This is a genomic window from Amycolatopsis sp. DSM 110486 (genome assembly GCF_019468465.1).
Lineage (GTDB): Bacteria > Actinomycetota > Actinomycetes > Mycobacteriales > Pseudonocardiaceae > Amycolatopsis.
On the sequence record NZ_CP080519.1, the window covers coordinates 2,523,984 to 2,543,956 of the forward strand.

At 69.9% G+C, this 19,973-nt stretch carries 29 protein-coding genes and 1 tRNA gene; 21 read left to right on the forward strand and 9 right to left on the reverse strand.

Going from position 1 to position 19,973, the window contains the following annotated elements; genetic code table 11:
• Positions 1–66: 66 nt before the first annotated feature.
• From K1T34_RS12255 to xerC, 15 genes are all read left to right on the forward strand, one after another.
• Complete coding sequence (locus tag K1T34_RS12255) at positions 67–519, forward strand: hypothetical protein (RefSeq protein ID WP_220244387.1); 453 nt, start codon at positions 67–69, stop codon at positions 517–519.
• 47 nt (positions 520–566) lie between these two features.
• Positions 567–806 carry a hypothetical protein gene (locus tag K1T34_RS12260; protein WP_220244388.1) on the forward strand — a complete coding sequence of 80 codons (240 nt, stop codon included), beginning with the start codon at positions 567–569 and terminating at the stop codon, positions 804–806.
• A 51-nt stretch (positions 807–857) separates the two neighbouring features.
• Positions 858–1,097 (forward strand): hypothetical protein, encoded by a 240-nt coding sequence (locus K1T34_RS12265; RefSeq protein WP_220244389.1) that lies wholly within the window; start codon positions 858–860, stop codon positions 1,095–1,097.
• The gene (locus tag K1T34_RS12270) at positions 1,097–1,546 is read left to right on the forward strand and encodes a hypothetical protein (RefSeq protein WP_220244390.1); all 450 of its coding nucleotides are present in this window, start codon (positions 1,097–1,099) and stop codon (positions 1,544–1,546) included. The genes K1T34_RS12265 and K1T34_RS12270 overlap by 1 nt, the downstream gene beginning before the upstream one ends.
• A gap of 42 nt (positions 1,547–1,588) precedes the next feature.
• Positions 1,589–1,831, forward strand: coding sequence for a hypothetical protein (locus tag K1T34_RS12275; RefSeq protein WP_220244391.1), 243 nt, complete (start codon positions 1,589–1,591; stop codon positions 1,829–1,831).
• Between the two features lie 67 nt (positions 1,832–1,898).
• A complete protein-coding gene (locus K1T34_RS12280) occupies positions 1,899–2,072 on the forward strand; it encodes a hypothetical protein (protein ID WP_220244392.1) in 174 nt (57 codons plus the stop codon).
• 176 nt (positions 2,073–2,248) lie between these two features.
• Positions 2,249–2,689 carry a hypothetical protein gene (locus K1T34_RS12285; protein ID WP_220244393.1) on the forward strand — a complete coding sequence of 147 codons (441 nt, stop codon included), beginning with the start codon at positions 2,249–2,251 and terminating at the stop codon, positions 2,687–2,689.
• A 21-nt stretch (positions 2,690–2,710) separates the two neighbouring features.
• Complete coding sequence (locus K1T34_RS12290) at positions 2,711–3,106, forward strand: hypothetical protein (protein WP_220244394.1); 396 nt, start codon at positions 2,711–2,713, stop codon at positions 3,104–3,106.
• 111 nt (positions 3,107–3,217) lie between these two features.
• Positions 3,218–4,147 carry a bifunctional DNA primase/polymerase gene (locus K1T34_RS12295; RefSeq protein ID WP_220244395.1) on the forward strand — a complete coding sequence of 310 codons (930 nt, stop codon included), beginning with the start codon at positions 3,218–3,220 and terminating at the stop codon, positions 4,145–4,147.
• A gap of 21 nt (positions 4,148–4,168) precedes the next feature.
• Positions 4,169–4,705, forward strand: a complete 537-nt coding sequence (locus tag K1T34_RS12300) for an RRQRL motif-containing zinc-binding protein (protein ID WP_220244396.1) — start codon at positions 4,169–4,171, stop codon at positions 4,703–4,705.
• Positions 4,702–4,899 (forward strand): hypothetical protein, encoded by a 198-nt coding sequence (locus K1T34_RS12305; protein WP_220244397.1) that lies wholly within the window; start codon positions 4,702–4,704, stop codon positions 4,897–4,899. The genes K1T34_RS12300 and K1T34_RS12305 overlap by 4 nt, the downstream gene beginning before the upstream one ends.
• Before the next feature lie 13 nt (positions 4,900–4,912).
• On the forward strand, positions 4,913–5,347 hold the full coding sequence (locus K1T34_RS12310; RefSeq protein WP_220244398.1) for a hypothetical protein: 435 nt from the start codon (positions 4,913–4,915) through the stop codon (positions 5,345–5,347).
• Between the two features lie 170 nt (positions 5,348–5,517).
• The gene (locus K1T34_RS12315) at positions 5,518–7,101 is read left to right on the forward strand and encodes a hypothetical protein (RefSeq protein ID WP_220244399.1); all 1,584 of its coding nucleotides are present in this window, start codon (positions 5,518–5,520) and stop codon (positions 7,099–7,101) included.
• Positions 7,102–7,559: 458 nt separating this feature from the next.
• Positions 7,560–7,718: a helix-turn-helix domain-containing protein gene (locus tag K1T34_RS12320; protein ID WP_255638755.1), complete on the forward strand. Its 159-nt coding sequence runs from the start codon at positions 7,560–7,562 to the stop codon at positions 7,716–7,718.
• A gap of 1 nt (position 7,719) precedes the next feature.
• Complete coding sequence (gene xerC, locus K1T34_RS12325) at positions 7,720–8,946, forward strand: tyrosine recombinase XerC (protein WP_220244400.1); 1,227 nt, start codon at positions 7,720–7,722, stop codon at positions 8,944–8,946.
• 78 nt (positions 8,947–9,024) lie between these two features.
• Here xerC and K1T34_RS12330 read toward each other — a convergent pair.
• The 5 genes from K1T34_RS12330 to K1T34_RS12350 form a co-directional block, all read right to left on the reverse strand.
• Positions 9,025–9,097: transfer RNA gene (locus K1T34_RS12330), tRNA-Ala, on the reverse strand.
• 72 nt (positions 9,098–9,169) lie between these two features.
• On the reverse strand, positions 9,170–10,048 hold the full coding sequence (gene glpR / locus K1T34_RS12335; RefSeq protein ID WP_220244401.1) for a gephyrin-like molybdotransferase receptor GlpR: 879 nt from the start codon (positions 10,046–10,048) through the stop codon (positions 9,170–9,172).
• 161 nt (positions 10,049–10,209) lie between these two features.
• The gene (locus tag K1T34_RS12340; RefSeq protein ID WP_220244402.1) at positions 10,210–10,869 is read right to left on the reverse strand and encodes a GNAT family N-acetyltransferase; all 660 of its coding nucleotides are present in this window, start codon (positions 10,867–10,869) and stop codon (positions 10,210–10,212) included.
• The gene (gene glp / locus K1T34_RS12345; RefSeq protein WP_220244403.1) at positions 10,869–12,152 is read right to left on the reverse strand and encodes a gephyrin-like molybdotransferase Glp; all 1,284 of its coding nucleotides are present in this window, start codon (positions 12,150–12,152) and stop codon (positions 10,869–10,871) included. The genes K1T34_RS12340 and glp overlap by 1 nt, the downstream gene beginning before the upstream one ends.
• Positions 12,149–13,054: a UTP--glucose-1-phosphate uridylyltransferase gene (locus K1T34_RS12350; RefSeq protein ID WP_220244404.1), complete on the reverse strand. Its 906-nt coding sequence runs from the start codon at positions 13,052–13,054 to the stop codon at positions 12,149–12,151. Before K1T34_RS12350 ends, glp begins: the two co-directional genes overlap by 4 nt.
• Before the next feature lie 24 nt (positions 13,055–13,078).
• On the opposite strand from K1T34_RS12350, the gene K1T34_RS12355 reads away from it, so the two are divergent.
• From K1T34_RS12355 to mscL, 4 genes are all read left to right on the forward strand, one after another.
• Positions 13,079–13,672 carry a 5-formyltetrahydrofolate cyclo-ligase gene (locus tag K1T34_RS12355; RefSeq protein WP_220244405.1) on the forward strand — a complete coding sequence of 198 codons (594 nt, stop codon included), beginning with the start codon at positions 13,079–13,081 and terminating at the stop codon, positions 13,670–13,672.
• 90 nt (positions 13,673–13,762) lie between these two features.
• Positions 13,763–14,071, forward strand: a complete 309-nt coding sequence (locus K1T34_RS12360) for an FmdB family zinc ribbon protein (RefSeq protein ID WP_220244406.1) — start codon at positions 13,763–13,765, stop codon at positions 14,069–14,071.
• Positions 14,072–14,209: 138 nt separating this feature from the next.
• The gene (locus K1T34_RS12365) at positions 14,210–14,848 is read left to right on the forward strand and encodes an SAF domain-containing protein (protein WP_220247144.1); all 639 of its coding nucleotides are present in this window, start codon (positions 14,210–14,212) and stop codon (positions 14,846–14,848) included.
• A 58-nt stretch (positions 14,849–14,906) separates the two neighbouring features.
• Entirely contained in the window at positions 14,907–15,314 is a 408-nt protein-coding gene (gene mscL, locus K1T34_RS12370) for a large-conductance mechanosensitive channel protein MscL (protein WP_220244407.1), read from the forward strand.
• Positions 15,315–15,317: 3 nt separating this feature from the next.
• Here mscL and K1T34_RS12375 read toward each other — a convergent pair whose 3' ends face one another.
• Both K1T34_RS12375 and K1T34_RS12380 read right to left on the reverse strand, forming a co-directional pair.
• The gene (locus tag K1T34_RS12375; protein WP_220244408.1) at positions 15,318–15,485 is read right to left on the reverse strand and encodes a hypothetical protein; all 168 of its coding nucleotides are present in this window, start codon (positions 15,483–15,485) and stop codon (positions 15,318–15,320) included.
• Between the two features lie 100 nt (positions 15,486–15,585).
• Positions 15,586–16,086, reverse strand: a complete 501-nt coding sequence (locus K1T34_RS12380; RefSeq protein WP_220244409.1) for a molybdenum cofactor biosynthesis protein B — start codon at positions 16,084–16,086, stop codon at positions 15,586–15,588.
• Between the two features lie 122 nt (positions 16,087–16,208).
• Here K1T34_RS12380 and K1T34_RS12385 point away from each other — a divergent pair, with 122 nt between their 5' ends.
• Both K1T34_RS12385 and K1T34_RS12390 read left to right on the forward strand, forming a co-directional pair.
• The gene (locus K1T34_RS12385) at positions 16,209–17,270 is read left to right on the forward strand and encodes an NAD(P)-dependent oxidoreductase (RefSeq protein WP_220244410.1); all 1,062 of its coding nucleotides are present in this window, start codon (positions 16,209–16,211) and stop codon (positions 17,268–17,270) included.
• 65 nt (positions 17,271–17,335) lie between these two features.
• Positions 17,336–18,172: an MBL fold metallo-hydrolase gene (locus tag K1T34_RS12390; protein WP_220244411.1), complete on the forward strand. Its 837-nt coding sequence runs from the start codon at positions 17,336–17,338 to the stop codon at positions 18,170–18,172.
• A gap of 39 nt (positions 18,173–18,211) precedes the next feature.
• Here the strand turns inward: K1T34_RS12390 and K1T34_RS12395 are convergent, their stop codons facing one another.
• Together K1T34_RS12395 and K1T34_RS12400 are read right to left on the reverse strand one after the other, a co-directional pair.
• Entirely contained in the window at positions 18,212–19,273 is a 1,062-nt protein-coding gene (locus K1T34_RS12395; RefSeq protein ID WP_220244412.1) for a sensor histidine kinase KdpD, read from the reverse strand.
• Complete coding sequence (locus K1T34_RS12400) at positions 19,270–19,971, reverse strand: response regulator transcription factor (protein ID WP_220244413.1); 702 nt, start codon at positions 19,969–19,971, stop codon at positions 19,270–19,272. The genes K1T34_RS12395 and K1T34_RS12400 overlap by 4 nt, the downstream gene beginning before the upstream one ends.
• Positions 19,972–19,973: the final 2 nt, after the last annotated feature.

Consider the following 19,973-nt stretch of genomic DNA (forward strand, 5'->3'; position numbering starts at 1 on the left):
TCCCTGCCTCGCCCACGCCTCACCATGCCCAAAATTGATTACACACAGTGATGGTTGGAGGTTGGCATGTCCGCCAGTTCGTACGACGAAGAGAGCTTCGCCATGGCCGCGCACCAGGTCGCGCACGCCATGGCCCGCCGAGCCACCGCCACCCCCGGCGGCCGGATCGCGATCAAGCGCGTGATCCTCACCCCGACCGGCGGGTTCATCGAGCACGCCCGCCCCACCCACGCCGACGGCTTCGACACGCTGCTGATCATGAGCCTCGCCGGCCGCGAGGCTGCCGCGCGCTGGGCACGGCTGCACAAGTTCGCCAAGCCCGAGCCGCTCGCGCGCTGGACCGACGAGCGCTGCGCCTACGACCACGACTGGTTCCGCCACGCCCACACCGACTCCCGCCTGTCGGTGCCCCAGCTGCGCTCGCGTGCCGGGCGCGTCGTCATCGACAACTGGCGGCGCATCGAGCGCCTCACCCACCAGCTCGTGAAGGCCCGGCGCTTGTCCGCCAACGACTTCTGACCCACGCCAGTCCGATTCCCGACCCGTCAACGAGAAGGAGCACAGCCATGGCACTGAGCGACAAGGACCTCGACCTGACCGTCACCAGCCGGGGCGCGTTCGTCACCGTCGCCTGGAACTCGCGACGTGAGCGCTTGATGTTCCGCGTCGACCGCCGCACCGGCGAAGCCCGCGACGCCCGAGGCGACCAGGTCGACGCCGGCGACGCGCGGGTGATCCAGCAAGCGCTCAACGCGGCCGGCGAAGTACCGCTGGGCAAAGCCGTCTGGCGCCTGCACCGCTGGTGACCCACCATCCCGCCCGCCCAAAACCCCATGCGCACCAAGGAGGCAATCCCCGTGACCACCGAGCCTGACCCCGCCGCGATCGCGGCGAAGCTGCGCCGGACCGACACCGAGGAGCAGGGCGCCGCGTACCTGAAGACGCTGCGCCTGGACCGCGAGCAGCTGCTGGCCGTCGCCGCCGCACTCATGATCACCCGCATCCCGGCCGGGCTGAGCATGAAGAAGCTCACCGAGCGCGTGCTGAAGCAGGCCATCGGCGCCCGCCGCAAGTTCGAAGGCCTGCGGAGCTGGTGATGGCCCACTACACCGACGATGAGGCGTCGCTGCTCGCGGTGGCCGCGCACGAAGTCGGGCACGCGATCGCGTGTGCCGCCGCCGGGATCACCGTCCATTCCGTGCGGTTGTGGGACGACCGCGGACAGGTCCACGGCGACTCCGTCGACACGCGTGATCAGGCCAAGGTGGACGGCTACCTGGTCATGCTGCTGGCCGGATGGGCCGCCGGGGCCGAATGGCTGCACCGCAACCACGGCTACTCCCGCTCCGCCGCACTCTCCTGCGAGCGGCGCGGCTCCCGCTCCGACTGGGCCGACTTCCGCCGCAAGAAACGCCAGGGCTCCCACAGCGGCAGCTGGTACGAGCACCAGGCCCAGAAGCTCGTGCGCGCCAACTGGAACCGCATCGACCGCCTCGCCCACCGCCTGGCTGACACCGGGCGCCTGTCCGGCAGCACCTTCCGCTGACACCCGCCGGGCACCCCACAACACAGAGCAAGGAGATCCGAGTTGAACCTGAAGACCGCGATCACGCTCGTGCACGACTACGTGCGCACCGAGCTGCCCGAACACGGGCGCACCGCGGCCGACTCCATCGCCTACACGCGCGACACCCTCACCCGAGCCGAGGTGAACGAGCCCGCCGTGCCCGACACCGACCCGCAAGAAGAGCGCATCTGGCAGGCACACGTCGCCGTCGTCAAAGCCAGCCACACCGAGATCACCAAGGCGCTCAAGACCTTCCTGCGCTGACACACCACTCGCCCGTCAGTCAGGCCGACTGCCAGGCAACTGCACTACGCCGAAAGGACACCTGATCATGGGTAAGTCGAGTCCCGCGAAGTGCGCGTACATCGCCAAGTACGGACGCCACAACTACAACAGCGGGATCCAGCGGAAGCTCTCGCGCAAGACCCTCTGGGAATGCGCCGGCTGCACCGAGACCATCTTCGTGCGCGACAAGGACGCGCCCGAGGTCCTCCCGTACATCTGACCAACCGCCGCTCTGCCGCGACCCCGGCAGACAGCACAACCACACCCGCGCTCATGACTCACCCCGGCCGCGACACCGCGGCCGGGGTGAGTCACATCCGCGACCCCACAGCCCGACTCGCGCCCGCTGCCTTCGCTGCGGACGCAACTCATCCGCCCCAGGAAGGACCGACCACGATGGACACTCCCGCACCGATCCGGATCGACTTCGACGCTGCCATCACCGAGCAGCTCGACGCCCTCATCACCACCTACGCGCCGAAACTGCCCGGGCTGCTCACCGTCGCTCCCGACGAGCAGATCCAGCAGCGGATCCGCGACCTCGCGGCGCTCATCACCAAGCTGCGCAACGAGCCGTACCGCTCCTACATCAGCGTCGTCGCGGCGGAGGCGACACAGCTGGTCGAGCTGTGCGAGCGGCACGACGACGCCGACCCAGCCTTGCTGGAGACGCTGCGAGCACTCGGCACCGAAGCACGCGCGCTCGCCCACGCCAACTGGCGAGCCCGGACCGACGCCGCCCACGTCAACCGCGCCCTGCGGATCCTCGTCGCGCGCAACCCTGCCGCGCACGACGCCGCCGCGGCCGTCCTCGCCCCGTACCCGGCAAGCGCCTGACCCGGAAGGAACCCGATCACCATGACCACTCTCACCGTCGACAACGGCGACGAGCTCACCGAGATGTTCAACCAGCACGGCTTCGGCCCGGTCACCCGCACCTGGCTGGCCCGGCTCGGCCAAGACAACATCCCGGTGTACAACATCGCGCCCGACTCACCCACCAAAGCCCGCACCCTGCTGCGGTGGCTGGACATCGTCGACGTGATCGACGCGATCGCGGGCAAGCGCAACGCCACGGACCCGCTGGTGCAGCTGAACATCCGCGGCCGGCTTCCGCACGGGGATCGGGTGATCGTCACGGCGACGTTCGACGAACGCACCGAAACCGCCCAGACCGACCACATCCACGCCGTCATCGAATGCCAGCAGATTCGGCAGCTGGTGGCCAACCTCGCGGACATGGAACAGGACTGAGCCCGAACACGACCGTCCCCGGCGACAGCTGAACACCGACACCCCGCTCACCCCGGCCGGCGCTTCGCTGGCCGGGGTGAGCCGTGTCCACAGTGGAGAAAGGAGGCCCCGATGGCTGAGCGTCTGGTGATGTCGCTGCGGCGGTGGGCGCTGGAGTTCGCTGGCAGGGGGTGGCCGGTCTACCCGCTGCGGCCCGGCGCGAAGCGCCCGGACTGGCACCGCAAAGACCGCTGCCCGCAGGCCGGCCGCTGCGCCAACGGGCACGTCACCCCGGAACAGATGGCCTCGACCGACCCCGAACTGATCGAGCGAGCGTGGGCGGCGACGCCGTGGAACATCGCGATCTTCCCCGGCCCGGCCGGGATGCTCGGGATCGACTGCGACCAGCCCAAGCCCGGGCAAACCGGCGGCGGCGACCCCGACGGCTGGACCCAGCTGCACCACCTGGCGGCCGAGCGGGGCGGGCCGCTGCCCGACACGTTCACCGTCACCACCCCCGGCGGTGGCCGGCACCTGCTCTACACCGTCCCGCCCGGGTGCGTGCTGCGCTCCACCGTCAAGCACATCGCCAGCAACGTCGACACCCGCGGCTGGGGCGGCTACCTCGTCGGCGCCGGATCACTCCGCCCGGACGGCGCCTACGAACTGCTCGACGACACCATCCCGGTGCCGCTGCCGGGGTGGTTGGTCCAAGCCAACGTCGAACACGCCTCCACGGCGATCTCAGAGCCACGCGAGAAGGCCATAGTCGCGCCGAGTTCCTACGCGGCGAAGGCACTGCAGGACGAGACCGATCGCGTCCGCAGAGAGCCACCAGGGCGGCGGAACAAGGTGCTCTCCACCGCCGCCTACGCCCTCGGGCAGCTCGTCGGCGCCGGGCTGCTCGACGAGCACCTCGCCCGCACCGAGCTGCAGGCCGCCGTGGCCGCGTGGGGCGACACGGCCTCGCTGGGCAAGGACCACGGCGTCATCGAGACCAGCCTGCGCGCCGGCGCCGCGAACAAGCGCCGGATCAAGCCCCGCGGCCACCGGGCCGCATGACCGTGATGGAGGTGACACACGATGGCACGTCAACACCCGTGGGTCCTCGCGGCCGTGTGCTGGTCGCCCGACCGAGAGTTCACCCGCGGCACCTGGCACGGCAAACCCCTGATGTCCCACGGCATCGCACCACGAGACAAGCTCGCGACCCGCCGCCAGCTACGCGCGCTCGGCCTGCGCCCGGGCGGGCAGGACCCGGCCGCGTTCCTGTACTTCCGCTGCCGCAAAGCCGCGAAGATCGTGCACGCCGACCTGTACCTCATCGAGCACGCGAAACCGGTCCGGGCAATGACCCCCGGCCGCCAGGCCGCGCTCGACAAGGCCATGGCCGCACGCCGAACCTGCCGCGCATGCGGCGAAACCGGCTGGGCCGAGCTCCCCCGCGCGCACCGCACCTGCGACCCCTGCCTCGCCGAGGACGGCCTCCCGCCCGACAGCCACCTGCACGACTTCCTCGCCGGCGAACCCACCCTCACCGCCGACGAGCACGCCGCACTCGACCACGCCCGCCCCGGGCAGAACGAGAACCCCGGATGGACACAGGAGATCGCCGCATGAGCACACGACTGAACGAGCACGCCCGCGAGCAGCTGCGCGCCGCCGGAGTCAGCCCGACCGAATGGGCCCGCCGCAACTACTTCATGGACGGCCAGTGGCACGGCGACGCCTGTGGCTGCCCCGACGATCGCTGCATCGGCTACCACCACGACGCCGAAGACGACTGCGGTTGCCTGCCCGCGTTGCTGGACTAGAGAGGAGTTGAGCATGGGATGGTTCAGCCCCCGCCGTGACCCCACCGACCCGCACCAGCTGCGCATCGCGATCCACGAACTTGGCCACGCCGCCGTCTGGTCCGACGCCGGACTCCAGATCCGGGAGGTCGTGCACACCGGGGATTCCGGGCACTGCGCCGTCGTGTGGGACCCGAACAACCTCACCGGCTACGCCGTCGGCTGTTGGGGCGGATTCGAGGCCGAAGACCGCTGGCTGCGTGCCCACCGCGCCGGACACGCCAGCCGGGGCAACGCCTCCCACGACATCGGCAACTTCCGCCACGTGAACAGGGGCCTCGACAAGCGCCTGTCCGAGGGCAGGGCCCGGTCCCTGGCTCGGGACGCGGTCGGCCGCCACTGGCGCCGGATCGAAACCCTCGCACCGCAACTCATCCGCGCCGGGCGACTGACCGGCATCCGCCTCTGAACCCTGTCTCGTGGAAGGACATCCCGCCATGGCTGCCTCGCTCGAACGCACCACCGCCCACGCGGCCTGACCGGACACCGTCCGAACACTGCTGGTCCGGGCCCGCTCCAGGTAGAGCCGGACTGGCCAGTCGTGTTCGACCAGCACGACCAGCACTTAGGGAGATCTCCATGTCCAGCCAGCCGAATCCGTCCCGCCCGTTGTGGGCGGTGAATGCCGAAGGGCGTCCGCGCGTGCGGGTCGGGGAAGACCCCGAGGCGATCCGCGTGCTCACCGACGCGGTGAACCGCCGGATCATCCCCGAGACCTACGTCTCGGACGGGGCACCCGTGGTGGTCGAGGAGATCTCCGGGGCCGCCGACCCCGCCACCGCCGAAGACGATGTCGCGCTCCCGATCGTCGCCTCGGTGCTCAAGCCGCCGCTGCTGGCCGGGTTGCTGGCCGAGCACGCCGAGGTGTTCCGCCCGAAGAAGATCGGCGAGAACTGGGTGGACACCGAAGTGACCCCGCCCGGGCCGGTGCTGGGCGCGGTGCTGGCGCGCCAGTCCTGGCCCGGGCTGCCGGTGTTGCGGCGGATCATTTCCACCCCGGTGCTGCGCCCGGACGGCACCCTGTTGCAGGAACCCGGCTATGACCCGGCGACCGGGTTCTACCTCGCCGGCAACCACCACCTCGCCCCGGTTCCCGACAACCCGACCCCGCAGGAGGTGGCGCAGGCACGGGAGTTCCTGTTTGAGCGGTTCCTGCGTGACTTCCCGTGGCGCTCGGACGCCGACCGGGCGAACTACCTCGCGTTGCTGGTGACGCCGCTGATACGGCCGTTCACTCGCGCGCTGTCCCCGTTCGGGATGATCGAGGCCTCCATGCCCGGCTCGGGCAAGACGATCCTCGCCGGCTGTGTCGGGCTGTTGGTCGGGCAGCGGGTGCTGACCTGGACCGACTCCGAAGACGAACTCCGAAAATCGATCACGACCGTGCTGTCGGACGCGGTCGGGGTGATCGTGTTCGACAACCTCGCCGAAGGCGCCGTCGTCGATTCCGCCGTGCTCGCCCGCCTCGTCACCGAGCGGACCTGGTCCGACCGCAAGCTCGGCACCAACGCCGCCGCGACGTTCCCGAACGACCGGCTGTGGCTGGCGACCGGGAACAACCTGCGCACCGGCGGCGACATGGCCTCCCGCTCGGTGTGGGTGCGGCTCGACCCGAACTGCCCCCGCCCGGAAACCCGCACCGGGTTCACCATCCCCAACCTCGACACCTGGATCCTCGACCCCGCCAACCGCGCCACCGTGCTGCGCCACGTCCTGATCCTGATCCTCGACTGGACCGCCCACGGCGCATCACCGGCCACCGCGGTCCCGCAAATGCGCCAGTTCACCCCCTGGGCCCGGCACCTCGGGGGGTTCCTCGAACACCACGGCGTGCGCGGGTTCCTCGCCAACGCCGACGCCACCCGCGACCTCGACGACGAAGACGCCGAATGGCGCTCGTTCTTCCTCACTTGGGAGGAGCTCCACGGCGACCGGCACATGACCGCGCAGGAACTGCGGGTCAGCGGCGAACCCACCATCGGCACCGATCCGTGGGCCGGCACGTTCCCTGTCACCGCCTCCGGGAAGCCGCTCACCACCAAGAGCCTCGGCAGGAAGCTGGCAGGGCAGGTGGACCGCTGGCACACCGACATCGTGTTACGCAGCGAAGTCGACAGCCACCGCAACTGCAAAACCTACTGGGTGGTACGCAACGGCTCCTAGAGCAACCGCCAAAAGAAACCCGCAAACCCGCAAACCCGCAAAAGATCTCGTTCTAACTCTCTCACCAGGGAAAACAAGGTCTCTCACGGTTGCGGGTTTGTTTGATCATGAACCCCTCCAAACCCGCAAACCCGCGGGTTTGCGGGTTTCTCCCGCCACCCCACGACGAGAAACCCGCAAGCAAAACCCCAGGTCAAAGGGAACTTTGCGGGTTTGCGGGTTTGCGGGTTTCTCCACGGCCCCACGCCACCAGACCCGCCAAACCCGCACCCCCCACCTGCCAGCACTCATCCCCCACCGACTACGGAACGTAAGCAATCTTGTTCGACCACTCCACCTGCGCCCGGGAACCACACACAACGTGCGCCGCCAGCCACACGGCACCCCGGCACGCCCACAACCGCCCTTGAAACCGGAGGTGCGCTTTGAGCCAGACGATTCAGCCCAAGTGGCACACAGTGTCCGAGGTAGCCCAGATGCTTGGCTACGGACTTTCGAAGACCAAGCAGCTCGTTGCCACCGGCCAGATCAGGTCCATTAAGGACGGCGGGAATCGTCGGGTCCTGCCTGTCTGGGTTGACGAATACATCAATCGACTCGTGGAGGAGGCGGCCTGATATGGCGAGCAAAGGACGCGCCAACGGCGAGGGATCGATTTACCCGTTCCGCAACGGGTTTGCCGCGTACGTGTGGGTCAGCACTCCGACCGGCGAAAGGAAGCGCAAGTACGCGTATGGCCCGACGCGTGAACTGGTCCACGAAAAGTGGCTCAAGCTTCACCGGGCGGCCAAGAACGGCCCTGTGGCGACATCCGTGCCGCGCTTGCGCGAGTACCTGAACTACTGGCTGACGGAGGTGATCAAGCCGAACCGCGCGCCCTTGACGTATGTCAACTACGAGCTGTTCACCCGGCTCTACATCAACCCGGCATTGGGCGACCAGCGGCTGGACAAGCTAGGTGTGCGCGATGTTCAGAAGTGGATCAACGCCATTCCGGGAATCTGTCAGTGCTGCGCGCAGGGCAAGGACGCGCGGCGAGACGAGAAACGTCGCCGGTGCTGTGCGTTGAGCTCCCGCCTGTGCTGCAAGGACGCGCCGTCGTCCCGGACCGTCTCCGACATCCGCGCATGCCTGCGCGCGGCGCTGAACCACGCGATACGCGAGGAGTTGATCGGCCGGAACGTCGCTGAGCTGGTGACGCTCCCGACCGTCCGCAAGCGCAAACGAACGGCTTGGACGAGCGAGGAGGCCCGGAAGTTTCTCGAGTCGGCCCGGGACGCCCGGGACGCGATGTACGCGGGGTACGTGCTCGCCGTCGTTCTGGGCCTGCGCAAGGGTGAGATCCTGGGGCTCACGTGGGACGCGCTCGACTTCGACAACGGCGAGCTGGCCGTCAGTCACCAGCTCCAACGGGCCAGCGGCGAGCTGCTACACCGGGAGACGAAGACGGCCGCCTCGGACGACACCATGCCGCTACCGTCCATCGTCGTCGCCGCCCTGGAGAAGCGTCGGCGGGATCAGATCGCCGACCGGAAGGAGGCTGAGCTGGCCTGGCACTCGAACGACCTGGTCTTCACCACCAAGTACGGGCTGCCGATCGACCCTCGGAACTTCAACCGGTCCTGGGACAACCGGGTCACGCGCTCCGGGGTCCGGAAGATCACCGTTCACGACGGCCGGCGGTCCTGCGGCACCCTGCTGGTCGACCTGGAGGTGCACCCCCGGGTGATCATGCGCATCCTGCGGCACGCTCAGTTCTCGATGACGATGGAGATCTACTCGCAGGCGTCGTCGAAGAAGACCCGGGAGGCGCTCAAGCGTCTTGGCGAAAGTCTCGACGAATAGCGCCACTGCTGTACTTTGCTGCTATCAGGGCAACAAAAGAGGCCGTCCACTCCAAAGTGGACGGCCTCTGACCTGCGGTGGAGCTGAGGGGAATCGAACCCCTGACCTTCTCGATGCGAACGAGACGCGCTACCAACTGCGCTACAGCCCCCAAGGAGCATGAGCCCCTTGTTCAGTGCTTGTAGAGCGTATCAGCTGCCCCAAGAGCACCGAACTTCGGGGGTCACTCCCCGACCGCCCTGCGGTACGGGCTGGTCCCCGGCTCGTCGAGCTCCTCGAAGGCCGGGTCTTCGTCGTCCAGGTCGACCACGACAGCCTGGCGGCGGATGCGTGACATGGGCGACGGCTTGCGTTCCACGATGTCGCGGGGCGTCGGGGAGACGACCTCCAAGTCGTCGTCCTCCTCGGCGACCGGAGGCGCGACGGAGGCCGAAGCGGCAGGACGTTCAGTGCGGCGCGGCGCCGGAAGGGGCTCCCGCGCTTCTCGAGAGTCCCGGCCATCCCGCGCATCCCGGCCCTCCCGCGCATACCGCGCCATCCGCCGCTGCCGGATGTCGTCTTCGATGCGGACCTGGCGGCGCAGGTAGGCGAGGTACCCGACCAGGATCACGTCGACCACGGCGTTGCCCCACCACACCACGGACATCGCGAAGCCCGCGAAGGCGGCCGACGCGACGGCGAGGATAAGCAGGATCACCACGATCCGCTGGCGGAACGCGTACTTCGCCCGCGCGGCGATCTCCGCCGCTTCCGGGTCGAAGCCGCCGCGGCCGGGGCGGTAGCCGGGGCGCGAGCGGGCGGGCTCGTCGCGCACGTCGACGGCCGGCTGCGGCAGCGGCTCGGGTTCCGGTTCTTCCTCTTCGAGGTCGGAGTCGAGCTCCGCCTCGAGTTCGGCGAGGTCGTCCTCCACCGAAGGTTTCGCACTTTCGGACACGGCGAACTCCTCCTGTCCTTCATTGCGAGCTCCCCCGCTGCGCACGACACGCGCTGCGAGCGCGGACGACGGCGTCCGTGCCACCTGCTGGCGCTTGCGAGCCACCATGGGCACGAGAACGACGAGCCATGCCGCGGCGAGCGCCACGATGATCAGCGAGCTGGGCATCCCCCGTCACCTCCCCCGATCCTCTGCTGTAGTCACGCTAGCCACAACAGTCACACACGGGACGCAGACTCGCCGGGCTCGATCACGAAATTGCCTCACCGGATTAGGTGAATCTCACAGTATGTGGTAACGCGTGATCGGAACCGGACCCGTAGTCACCATCAGAGCAGGTCGGCGCGTCCCAGAGCCACGAGCCGGGAGACGAGGCCGTCGCCGATCTCCTCTTTCGTCACGGCGAAGCAGAGGTGGTCGCGCCAGGCGCCGGCGACGTCGAGGTAGCGCTCGAAGAGGCCCTCCTGCCGGTAGCCGGCCTTGGTGAGGACGCGGATGCTCGCGTTGTTCTCCGGCCGCACGGTCGCCTCGAGCCGGTGCAGGCCGGACGCTTCGAAGGCGTGATCCGTCACGAGGGCGACAGCCGCTGTCGCGACCCCGCCGCGCACGATGTCCGACGACACCCAGTACCCGATCCAGGCCGATCGCAGCGAGGCGCGGATGACGTTACCCACCGTGATCTGGCCCGCGAACTTTCCGTCGACCGTGATCGTGAACGGCAGGCACTGCCCGCGCCGCGCGAGACCCCTCAGGGCCGCCCACTGCGAGGGCCACGACCAGAACGCGTTGCGGTCGGGCCACGGCCCGATCCCCGTCGGCTCCCACTGCTCGAGGTGGTCGCGGTCGCGCAGGCGGATGCGGCTCCACTCGCCGGCGTCGCGCAGCCGCACGGGCCGCACGCTGACGACCCCGGCCGCCACGCGCAGTCCGCCGAGCTTCGCGGGCCAGCCCGGGTGGCGGCTTTCGACCGGGTACGAGTACGAGCCCACTACGCCCGCTGCGCGAGGAACGTGACCTTCACCTGTTCGCCCGCCGCGACCTCGGTGAGGTCCTCGTCCACCGTGATCAGGCAGTTCGCCTCCGCCAGCGACGCCAGCAGGTGCGCGCCCGACGTGCCGAGCGGCTGCACGAGGTACTCGCCGTTGGCTTCGTCGCGCAGCAGCTGGCCACGTAGGTAGCCGCGGCGGCCCTTCGTCGACGTGATCGGCGACAGCAGCCGTGCGCCGACGATCCGCCGGTGCGGGTTGCGCGTGCCGCGCGCGGCGCGGATCAGCGGCCTGACCAGGACCTCGAACACCACCAGGGCGCTCATCGGGTTGCCGGGGATGAGGAACGTCGGCACGGAGTCCGGGCCGAGGCGTCCGAAGCCCTGCACCGAGCCCGGGTGCATCCCCACTCGTGTCATGTCGATGTGGCCGAGGTCGGACAACGCGGCGTGCACCTCGTCGCCGGAAGCGCCGCCGGCGCCGCCCGCGACCACCACGATCTCCGACATCAGCAGCCGGCCCTCGACGATCTCGCGCAGCCGCTTCGGGTCGCTCGGCACGATGCCGACGCGGCTCACCTCGGCGCCGGCGTCGCGCGCGGCCGCGGCCAGCGCGTAGGAGTTGACGTCGTAGACCTGGCCGGTCGAGGGCGTGCGGTCGACGTCCACGAGCTCGTCGCCCACGGACACGATCGACACGCGCGGCCGCGGGTAGACCAGCACCTTCGCGCGCCCGACGGCGGCCAGCAGGCCCACCTGCGCGGACCCGATGGTGTCGCCCTTGCGCACGGCGACGTCGCCGATCTGCACGTCTTCGCCCGCGCGGCGCACGTACGCGGCGGAAGGCACCGACTTGTGCACGGTGAGCTTGGCCTGGTGCCCGTCGGTGTACGCGGTGGGCACGACGGCGTCGGCGAGCGTCGGCAACGGTGCGCCGGTGTCCACGCGCACCGCCTGCCCCGGCTGCAGCCGCCGCGGCTGGCGGGACCCGGCCTGGATCTCGCCGACCACCGGCAGCTGCACCGGCTCCTCGCCGGCGGCGCGGACGTCGACGCTGCGCACCGCGTAACCGTCCACGGCGGCCTGGTCGAAGCCGGGCAGGGCGTGCTCGGCGACCACCTCCTCCGCGCACAGCAGGCCCTGCGCCTCGGAGATCGCCACGCGGACCGGCCGCGGCCGGACGGCGGCGTCCAGCGTCAGCGCGATCTGCGCATCGACAGAGCGCAGCTCCGCCTCCGCGGGTTCCGGGGCCTCTTCGGCCGGGGCAGCGTCGAGGGAGTCCGTCATGGGCGTTCGGTCCCGATCCGTTCGGTCAGCCACGTCCGTAACGATGGCCCGTATTCGGGCGTTTCAAGCGCGAAATCGACGGCGGCGCGCAGGAAACCACCCGGATTCCCCAGGTCGTGTCGTCCGCCGCGGTGCACGACCACGTGAACGGGGTGGCCTTCCTTGATCAGCAGCGCCACGGCGTCGGTCAGCTGGAGCTCGCCGCCGGAGCCCGGCTCGATCCGGCGCAGCGCGTCGAAGATCGCCCGGTCGAGCAGGTAACGCCCGGCCGCCGCGTAGGTCGACGGCGCGTCTTCCGGCCGCGGCTTCTCGACCATGCCGTGAACCTGCTTCACGTCCGGGTCACCGGTGTCGGAGACGTCGAACACGCCGTAGGGCGAGATCTGCTCCTTGGGGATGTCGAACGCGCAGAGCACGCTGCCGCCGTACTGCGCGCGCACGGCCGACATGCGGTCGAGGACACCGGTGGGCAGCACGAGGTCGTCGGGCAGCAGCACGGCGACGGCCTCGTCCTCGTCGGTCAGGTTCGGCTCGGCCTGCGCGACGGCGTGGCCCAGCCCCAGGGCCTGCTCCTGGATGGCGACCTCGACGTCGAGCAGCTCCGTGCCGCGGCGCACCTTCTCGAGCAGCTCGGTCTTGCCCTTGGCCTCGAGCGTCTTCTCCAGCTCGGGCTGCGCCTCGAAGTACTTGACCACGGCGTCCTTGCCGGGCGAGGTCACGATCACCAGGCGTTTCGCCCCCGCGGCCGCGGCTTCGCTCGCGACGAGCTCGATCCCCGGTGTGTCGACCACGGGCAGCAGCTCTTTCGGCACCGCCTTCGTGGCCGGCAGGAACCGGGTCCCGAGTCCGGCCGCAGGCACGATGGCTGTTCTGAACGTCTGGGAGGTTGAGGCGCCCGTCATGGGCGCAAAGCCTAACGTGGTCGCATGCTGGCACCGGGCAATGAGCACCTGAGCAAGGCGGAGTGGCGTGCGCGAGTTCTTCAGGCGCGCGCCTCAGTGAGCCCTTCGGAGCACGCGGCGGAGGCCGAGGCGCTGGCTTCCGCAGCCGCTTCGGTGGCGGCGGGGACCGTGTGCGCGTACGTGCCGTTCGACACCGAGCCGGGGTCCGTTTCGCTGCTCAACGCCCTGGTCAAGGCGGGTTCACGCGTATTGCTGCCGGTGATCCCGGACGTCGTCGGACCGCTGGATTGGGCCGTCTACACGGACGAGTCGACGCTCGTGCCCGGCCGGCTGCGCGGCATTCTCGAGCCCTCGGGGCCGAGGTTGGGGGTCGACGCCGTGTCGGAGGCCGATGTGGTGCTCGTGCCCGCGCTCGCCGTGGACCGCCGCGGGGTGCGGCTCGGACGTGGCGCTGGTCACTATGACCGGTCGCTCACTTCGGGCGACGCGGACCGGTTCGCCGTGGTCCGGGCCGAGGAGCTGGTGGATTCGCTCCCAGGTGAGGCCCACGATGTCCCGATGACCGGGGCACTGACCCCCGCCGGCCTGGTTCGGTTGCCCGCTCCCACAGTGATGTGAGCCAGGGGGAATTGCGCACGGGGAATGCCGTCCAGCACAATTGGGTTGGCACTCTTGTCTCACGAGTGCCAGTTGCATGAAGGAGCTCCAGTGCCCACGTACCAGTACGCCTGCAAGGAATGCGACCACCGCTTCGAGGCGGTGCAGTCCTTTTCCGACGCCAGCCTGACCGTCTGCCCCCAGTGCTCCGGTCCGTTGCGCAAGGTCTTCAGCTCGGTCGGCGTGGTCTTCAAGGGCAGCGGGTTCTACCGCACCGACTCGCGCGACGCGTCGAAGTCCTCGACCACGGCCGCCACCCCGGCGAAGTCCGAGACCAAGACGGAGACCAAGAGCGAGTCGAAGACTGACTCTTCATCGTCCTCCTCGACCACGACGAAAACGGCTTCGACCTCCTCCTGACCCCGGAGTTATCCACAAGGGGGTAGTTGTCCACAGGTCGCGGAAGTTCCTCTTTCCGCTGGTCACCACCGTCCCTAACGTCGGTTTCGTGCAGCACCGCGCCGCACGGGAACCGACGAGGGGACGACCGTGGACACCTTGCTCAACCGCCTGACCGATCTGCACTTGCTGCGCGGCAGGCGTGCCCGGCTGCTTCGCCGGTTCCTGGCCGCGGCCTTGCTGCTGGTCGGCTTGCTCGTCCTTCTGCACCCAGCCTCCGCCCGTGGTGCACCTTCCACCGCCACCGTCGTGCCCGCGCGGGATCTGCCCGCGGGCTCAGTGCTGCGCGCCACCGACCTCCGGCTGGCCGACCTTCCCGACGACGTCCGGCCGGCCGGCGCGCTCGGTGACGTCAGTGCGGCTGTGGGCAGGCTGCTGTCCGGCGCCGCCCGTGCGGGTGAGCCGCTCACGGACGTCCGCCTGCTGGGAACGACTCTCCCCGCCAAGGGGGAATCCGGCACGGTCACGGTCGCCGTCCGGCTCGCCGACGCGGGCGTGGCGGAGCTGCTGCGGCCGGGTCAGCACGTGGACGTCGTGGCGGCTCCCGATGCCACGCACACCGCCGCTGAGCTGGTGAAGGACGCCACGGTGGTCACCGTGCACCGTCCCGAAGGCGGGGGCCAGGGGGTGATCGCACCCGACAAAGGCCCGTTGGTGCTCCTCGCGCTCCCTGTGAACGTTGCCACCGAGGTCGCTGCGACGTCGCTGGAACGACCGGTTACGGTTACTCTCCGCTAACCCGTCCCTGTTCCGATGGGCGACGGCACCCCCAACTGAACCTCTCGAGGAGTGGCACATGCTGAAGGGCTTCAAAGACTTCCTGATGCGCGGAAACGTCGTGGACCTCGCGGTCGCGGTCGTGATCGGCGCCGCGTTCACCGCGATCGTCACCGCGTTCACCACGGGTCTGATCAAGCCACTGATCAACGCGATCGGGGGCAGCGACGCCGCTCAGGGCCTCGGCTTCTACATCTTCGAGTCGAACAAGGGCACGTTCCTGGACTTCGGCTCGGTGATCAACGCGGCGATCAACTTCGTGATCGTCGCCGCGATCGTGTACTTCCTGTTCGTGCTGCCCGTGAAGCACCTTCAGGAGCGTCGCAAGCGCGGTCAGGAGCCGGGTCCGTCGGAGCCCACCGACGTCGAACTGCTCAAGGAGATCCGTGACCTGCTGCGTGAGCAGGCCACCAAGTCGGACGTCTGAGGGTCAGCGGTCGTGGTGCGGCGGCCGGTTCTCCAGGTACCAGGAGTCCGGGGTGTCCCCGCTCAGGCCTCGCTCGTCCGAGGTGGTCTCGGGCAGCACGTCACCGAAGATCTCATCGACTCGGCGGCGCTCGGCCGCGGTGTCGGGGGGGCGGGGTTCTTCACGTGGCATGACCCCATCGTCCCACCCGCTGTTTGACAACTGCAGAGAGACGCGAATCGCCTGGCCCTCGGGGTGACGGGCCAGGCGCGGCGGCCGATGCGAGAGGGGTTCAGACCTCGTCGAGGCCGGAGAGCTCGTCGATCACGTGCGGCACGAGCGACGACAGGGTCGCCATGCCGTCGCGCACCGCAGCGCGCGAGCCGGCGAGGTTGACCACCAGCGTGCTGCCCGAGACACCCGCGAGGCCCCGGGAGATGCCGGCGTCGACCGCGCCCGCGGCGAGGCCTGATGCGCGCAGCGCCTCCCCGATGCCCGGGATCGGCCGGTCGAGCACGCCGGCCGTGGCGTCGGGCGTGCGGTCGCGCGGCGACACGCCGGTGCCGCCGACGGTGATCACGAGGTCGGCACCGCCGATCACGGCGGTGTTGAGCGCGTTGCGGATGCCGGCGGTCTCGGCCTCGACCACCACGACGCCGTCGACGATGAAGCCGGCCTCTTCGAGCAGCTCGGTGACGAGCGGTCCGGTGTTGTCCTCGTGCTCCCCGTGGGCGACCCGGTCGTCCACGATCACCACGAGGGCCCGGCCCAGCCGCTGTGCGCTCCGTTCCATGCCGACACCGTATCCGGTGAGGGCACCCGCCCGCCGCCGTGGGCGGGTGATTCCTGACGATTCGGTGACGTGGTCCGGCAGGAACGGGCGTGGTCCGGTCCGCGCGCCCTAGCCTCGGCGGGGTGCGAGTACTGATCACCGGTGGAGCCGGGTTCATCGGGTCCCACGTCGCGGACCGATTGGCCGACGCGGGCGACGAGGTCGTGGTGCTGGACACCCTCCTGCCCACCGCGCACGGCACGGCCACGCCGCCGGAGTACACGGGCCGCCACCTGTTCGTGCGCGGCGACGTCACGGACCCCGACGAGGTCGCCGAGCTGCTTGTCGGCGTCGACGCGGTGTGCCACCAGGCGGCCGTCGTCGGGCACGGCGTGGATCCGTCGGACGCGCCGTCGTACGCGCTGAACAACGACTACGGCACGGCGGTGCTGCTCGCCGGGATGCACGCGGCCGGCGTCCGCAAGCTCGTGCTGGCCTCGTCGATGGTGGTCTACGGCGAGGGCCGCTACTCGTGCCCGCGCCACGGGATCGTGCCGCCTTCGCCACGGCGGAAGTCCGATGTGGACGCCGGACGGTTCGAGCCCACGTGCGGCGACTGTGGCGTGGAGCTGCACTGGCAACTTGTGCCCGAAGGTGCACCACTTCTGCCCAGGAGTACTTACGCCGCAACGAAACTGGCGCAGGAGCACCTCGCCGGCGCGTGGGCGCGGCAGACAGGCGGCACGGTGTGGGCGTTGCGCTACCACAACGTATACGGCCCGCGGATGCCGCAGAACACGCCGTACGCTGGGGTGGCGTCGCTGTTCCGTTCGTCGCTCGAGCGCGGTGAGGCGCCGACCGTGCTGGAGGACGGGCGGCAGCAACGGGATTTCGTCCACGTCCACGACGTCGCCCGCATCAACGCCTTGGCGTTGCACGCTGAAGGGCCGAGCGGAGACATCACGCCGCTCAACGTCTGCTCGGGTGATCCGCACACCGTCGGCGACCTCGCGCGGGAACTTGCGCGTGCGTACGGCGGGCCAGAGCCGCGGATCGTCGGCGGTGCGCGGCCCGCGGACGTCCGGCACGTGGTCGCCGATCCCGCTCTGGCCAGGAAATTGCTGGGGTTCACGGCGGAAACGACGTTCGAGGACGGCATCACCTCGTTCGCCACGGCGGAGTTGCGCGCGCCCGTCGGCGCTTGAGACCCGCTTGAGACGAAGGTCACTTCCCGGAATTATTTCCGGGCGCAGTGATCTTGGTCGTGTGCATGCGGTCCATCGAGGTGGGGAACATCGAGATCCATGCGCTGGCCGACGGCCGGATCCGGCTGCCGGCGCCGTTCTTCCCGGGACTCGACGCGGGGAGACATCCCGGCGCGTTCGCGGAAGACGGCACCGTCCACGTGCCCACGGGCGCGTTCCTCGTGCGCGGCAACGGCCGGACGATCCTCGTCGACGCGGGGCTCGGCCCGCGTGAGATCGAGTTCCCGGAGGGCCTGCGGCCCGACGACGGCGACATGGGCGCGGGCGGCGGCCTGCCCATCGCGCTCGCCGAGGCCGGGTGCTCGCCAGCCGACATCGACACGGTTCTGTTGACGCACTTGCATTCCGACCACGTCGGTTGGCTGGCTCCGCAGGGGAAGCCGTACTTCCCGAACGCCACGGTGCTCTACGGCGCGCAGGACTGGGCCGCGCTCGTCGAGCCGGTCGGGCGCCACGACTGGACGCGGATCGGCCTGGAAACCGTGCGCAGCCACGGACATCTGCGTGCCTTGAACGGGGACGCGGAGATCGCGCCGGGCGTCACCGCGCGGCACGCGCCCGGGCACACTCCGGGTCACTACGTCGTGGACATCACCGCGGACGACCGTCGCGTGGTGCTGCTCGGCGATGTGCTTCACACGCCGGCGCAGCTGGTCGACTCGAACATCCGGTTCATCAGCGACAGCGATCCGTCGCTCGCGCTGCTCACGCGCCAGCAGTGGCTGCGCCAGGTCGCGGGCACCGACACGATCGTCGCGCCCGCGCACTTCCCGGGGATGCAGTTCTTCCGCGTGACCGCGGACCGGGTGGCGGAGCCGGTGGAGGCGGTCACCGTCGGCTGACCGCGTCCGTCCACTGTGGTCGGTCGTGCGATGGATCGGTCAGACGGACGCGGCAACCTTGGCCAGCGGCAGCCGGACCTCGAACCGGCAGCCGGGGCCGTGGTTGTGCACGCCGATGTGACCGCTGTGGGCTTCCACGAGTCCCTTGGCGATCGCCAGGCCGAGGCCACCACCGGAGGTCGTGCCGCTGCGGTCGGGGGTGCGGGCCTGGGTGCCGCGGAAGGCGACGTCGAAGACGCGGCCGATCTCGTCGTCCGGGATGCCGCCGCAGGAGTCGTCGACGGCGAGGATGGCCTGGTCGCCGTCGATGTCGAGCTGCACGGCGACCGTGCCGTCCGGCGGAGTGTGGCGAATGGCGTTGGAGACGAGGTTGCGCACGATCCGCGCGAGCTCCGGGTCGCTGCCGGACACGACCGGCCAGGCCTCGGCGTTCTCCAGCACACGCACGCGTTTGCGCTCGGCCACGGGTGACTGTGCGGCGACCGCGTCGCTCACGACGTCGCGCAGCGGCACGGCGGACATGGTGAGTTCCAGCGCGCCCGCGGTGATGCGGGAGAGCTCGAACAGGTCGCCCACCATGCCCGAAAGCCGGGTGGTCTCGCCGCTGATGCGCTGCGCGTAGTCGGCGACCTCGTGACGTTCGGAGACCACGCCGTCGGCCAGCGCTTCGGCCATGGCCTGGATGCCGGCGAGCGGGCTGCGCAGGTCGTGGCTGATCCAGGCGACGAGCTCGCGCCGGGACGCTTCGGCGGCGCGTTCGCGTTCACGCGCCTCGCGCTCCCACACGCTGCGGCGCGCGATCACGCGGCCGAGCACGATCGCGGCGGGCACCGTGACGAGGGCGACGAGCAGGCAGACGAGCAGCTCCGTCATCAGGGCCTCGGTGAACATGAAGCCGCTGATGCCGATGACGCCGACGAGCAGGGCGATCACGGGGATGAGTACCAGCACCGTCATCGTGGTGGCCAGCGAGCGGTTGCGCAGCTTGTAGAGCACCAGCCCACCCACCGCGGCCACCGGAAGCGCGAACAGGAGCGCGAACGGCAGGATGTGCAGGACGTGGGTGAGCATGTCCAGGGCGGATTCACCGGTGTTGATCATGACTGCTCCCGGTCGTAGCGGTAGCCGACGCCCCAGACGGTGGCGACCCGTGTCGGCTTGGCCGGGTCGCGTTCGATCTTTTCGCGCAGCCGTCGCACGTGGACGGTCACCGTGGACTGGTCGCCGAAGTCCCAGCCCCACACCTTCTCGAGCAGGTCGGCGCGGGAGAAGGCCACGCCGGGGTGGCCGAGGAAGAACGCGAGCAGGTCGAACTCGCGCGTGGTCAGCGGCAGCTCGGCACCGCCGAGGGTGGCCTGGCGGGCGGTCATCTGCAGGCGCAGGTCGCCGTCGACGAGCTCAGGCGCGGGAGGCGCGGCGCGCGGCATGCGGGCGCGGCGCAGCACCGAGGCCACGCGCAGCGCCAGCTCCTTGGGGCTGAAGGGTTTGGTGACGTAGTCGTCGGCGCCCAGCTGGAGGCCCGCGATGCGGTTCTCCTCCTCGCCGAGGGCGGTGAGCATCACGATGGGCACGTGGCTCACCTGGCGCAGGCGGCGGCAGACCTCGAGACCGTTGATGCCCGGCATCATCACGTCGAGCACCACGAGGTCGGGGTCGCGTTCGGCGAACAGCGCGAGGCCCGCGGCGCCGTCACCCGCGACGTCGACCGTGAAGCCCGCGACCTCAAGGTAGCGACGGACGACGTCGCGCACCGTCTCGTCGTCGTCGACCACGAGCACGCGCCCGGCCTGGTCCTCCATGC

Coding starts and splice junctions, on each gene's coding strand:
- K1T34_RS12280 (WP_220244392.1), top strand. CDS start 1,899: ATGGGTAAGTCGAGTCCCGCGAAGTGCGCGTACATCGCCAAGTACGGA.
- K1T34_RS12315 (WP_220244399.1), top strand. CDS start 5,518: ATGTCCAGCCAGCCGAATCCGTCCCGCCCGTTGTGGGCGGTGAATGCC.
- K1T34_RS12285 (WP_220244393.1), top strand. CDS start 2,249: ATGGACACTCCCGCACCGATCCGGATCGACTTCGACGCTGCCATCACC.
- K1T34_RS12400 (WP_220244413.1), bottom strand. CDS start 19,971: ATGGAGGACCAGGCCGGGCGCGTGCTCGTGGTCGACGACGACGAGACG.
- K1T34_RS12260 (WP_220244388.1), top strand. CDS start 567: ATGGCACTGAGCGACAAGGACCTCGACCTGACCGTCACCAGCCGGGGC.
- K1T34_RS12270 (WP_220244390.1), top strand. CDS start 1,097: ATGGCCCACTACACCGACGATGAGGCGTCGCTGCTCGCGGTGGCCGCG.
- K1T34_RS12375 (WP_220244408.1), bottom strand. CDS start 15,485: ATGCCACGTGAAGAACCCCGCCCCCCCGACACCGCGGCCGAGCGCCGC.
- K1T34_RS12350 (WP_220244404.1), bottom strand. CDS start 13,054: ATGACGGGCGCCTCAACCTCCCAGACGTTCAGAACAGCCATCGTGCCT.
- glp (WP_220244403.1), bottom strand. CDS start 12,152: ATGACGGACTCCCTCGACGCTGCCCCGGCCGAAGAGGCCCCGGAACCC.
- K1T34_RS12255 (WP_220244387.1), top strand. CDS start 67: ATGTCCGCCAGTTCGTACGACGAAGAGAGCTTCGCCATGGCCGCGCAC.
- K1T34_RS12380 (WP_220244409.1), bottom strand. CDS start 16,086: ATGGAACGGAGCGCACAGCGGCTGGGCCGGGCCCTCGTGGTGATCGTG.
- K1T34_RS12290 (WP_220244394.1), top strand. CDS start 2,711: ATGACCACTCTCACCGTCGACAACGGCGACGAGCTCACCGAGATGTTC.
- K1T34_RS12395 (WP_220244412.1), bottom strand. CDS start 19,273: ATGATCAACACCGGTGAATCCGCCCTGGACATGCTCACCCACGTCCTG.
- K1T34_RS12295 (WP_220244395.1), top strand. CDS start 3,218: ATGGCTGAGCGTCTGGTGATGTCGCTGCGGCGGTGGGCGCTGGAGTTC.
- mscL (WP_220244407.1), top strand. CDS start 14,907: ATGCTGAAGGGCTTCAAAGACTTCCTGATGCGCGGAAACGTCGTGGAC.
- K1T34_RS12300 (WP_220244396.1), top strand. CDS start 4,169: ATGGCACGTCAACACCCGTGGGTCCTCGCGGCCGTGTGCTGGTCGCCC.
- K1T34_RS12310 (WP_220244398.1), top strand. CDS start 4,913: ATGGGATGGTTCAGCCCCCGCCGTGACCCCACCGACCCGCACCAGCTG.
- K1T34_RS12390 (WP_220244411.1), top strand. CDS start 17,336: ATGCGGTCCATCGAGGTGGGGAACATCGAGATCCATGCGCTGGCCGAC.
- K1T34_RS12305 (WP_220244397.1), top strand. CDS start 4,702: ATGAGCACACGACTGAACGAGCACGCCCGCGAGCAGCTGCGCGCCGCC.
- xerC (WP_220244400.1), top strand. CDS start 7,720: ATGGCGAGCAAAGGACGCGCCAACGGCGAGGGATCGATTTACCCGTTC.
- K1T34_RS12355 (WP_220244405.1), top strand. CDS start 13,079: ATGCTGGCACCGGGCAATGAGCACCTGAGCAAGGCGGAGTGGCGTGCG.
- glpR (WP_220244401.1), bottom strand. CDS start 10,048: ATGCCCAGCTCGCTGATCATCGTGGCGCTCGCCGCGGCATGGCTCGTC.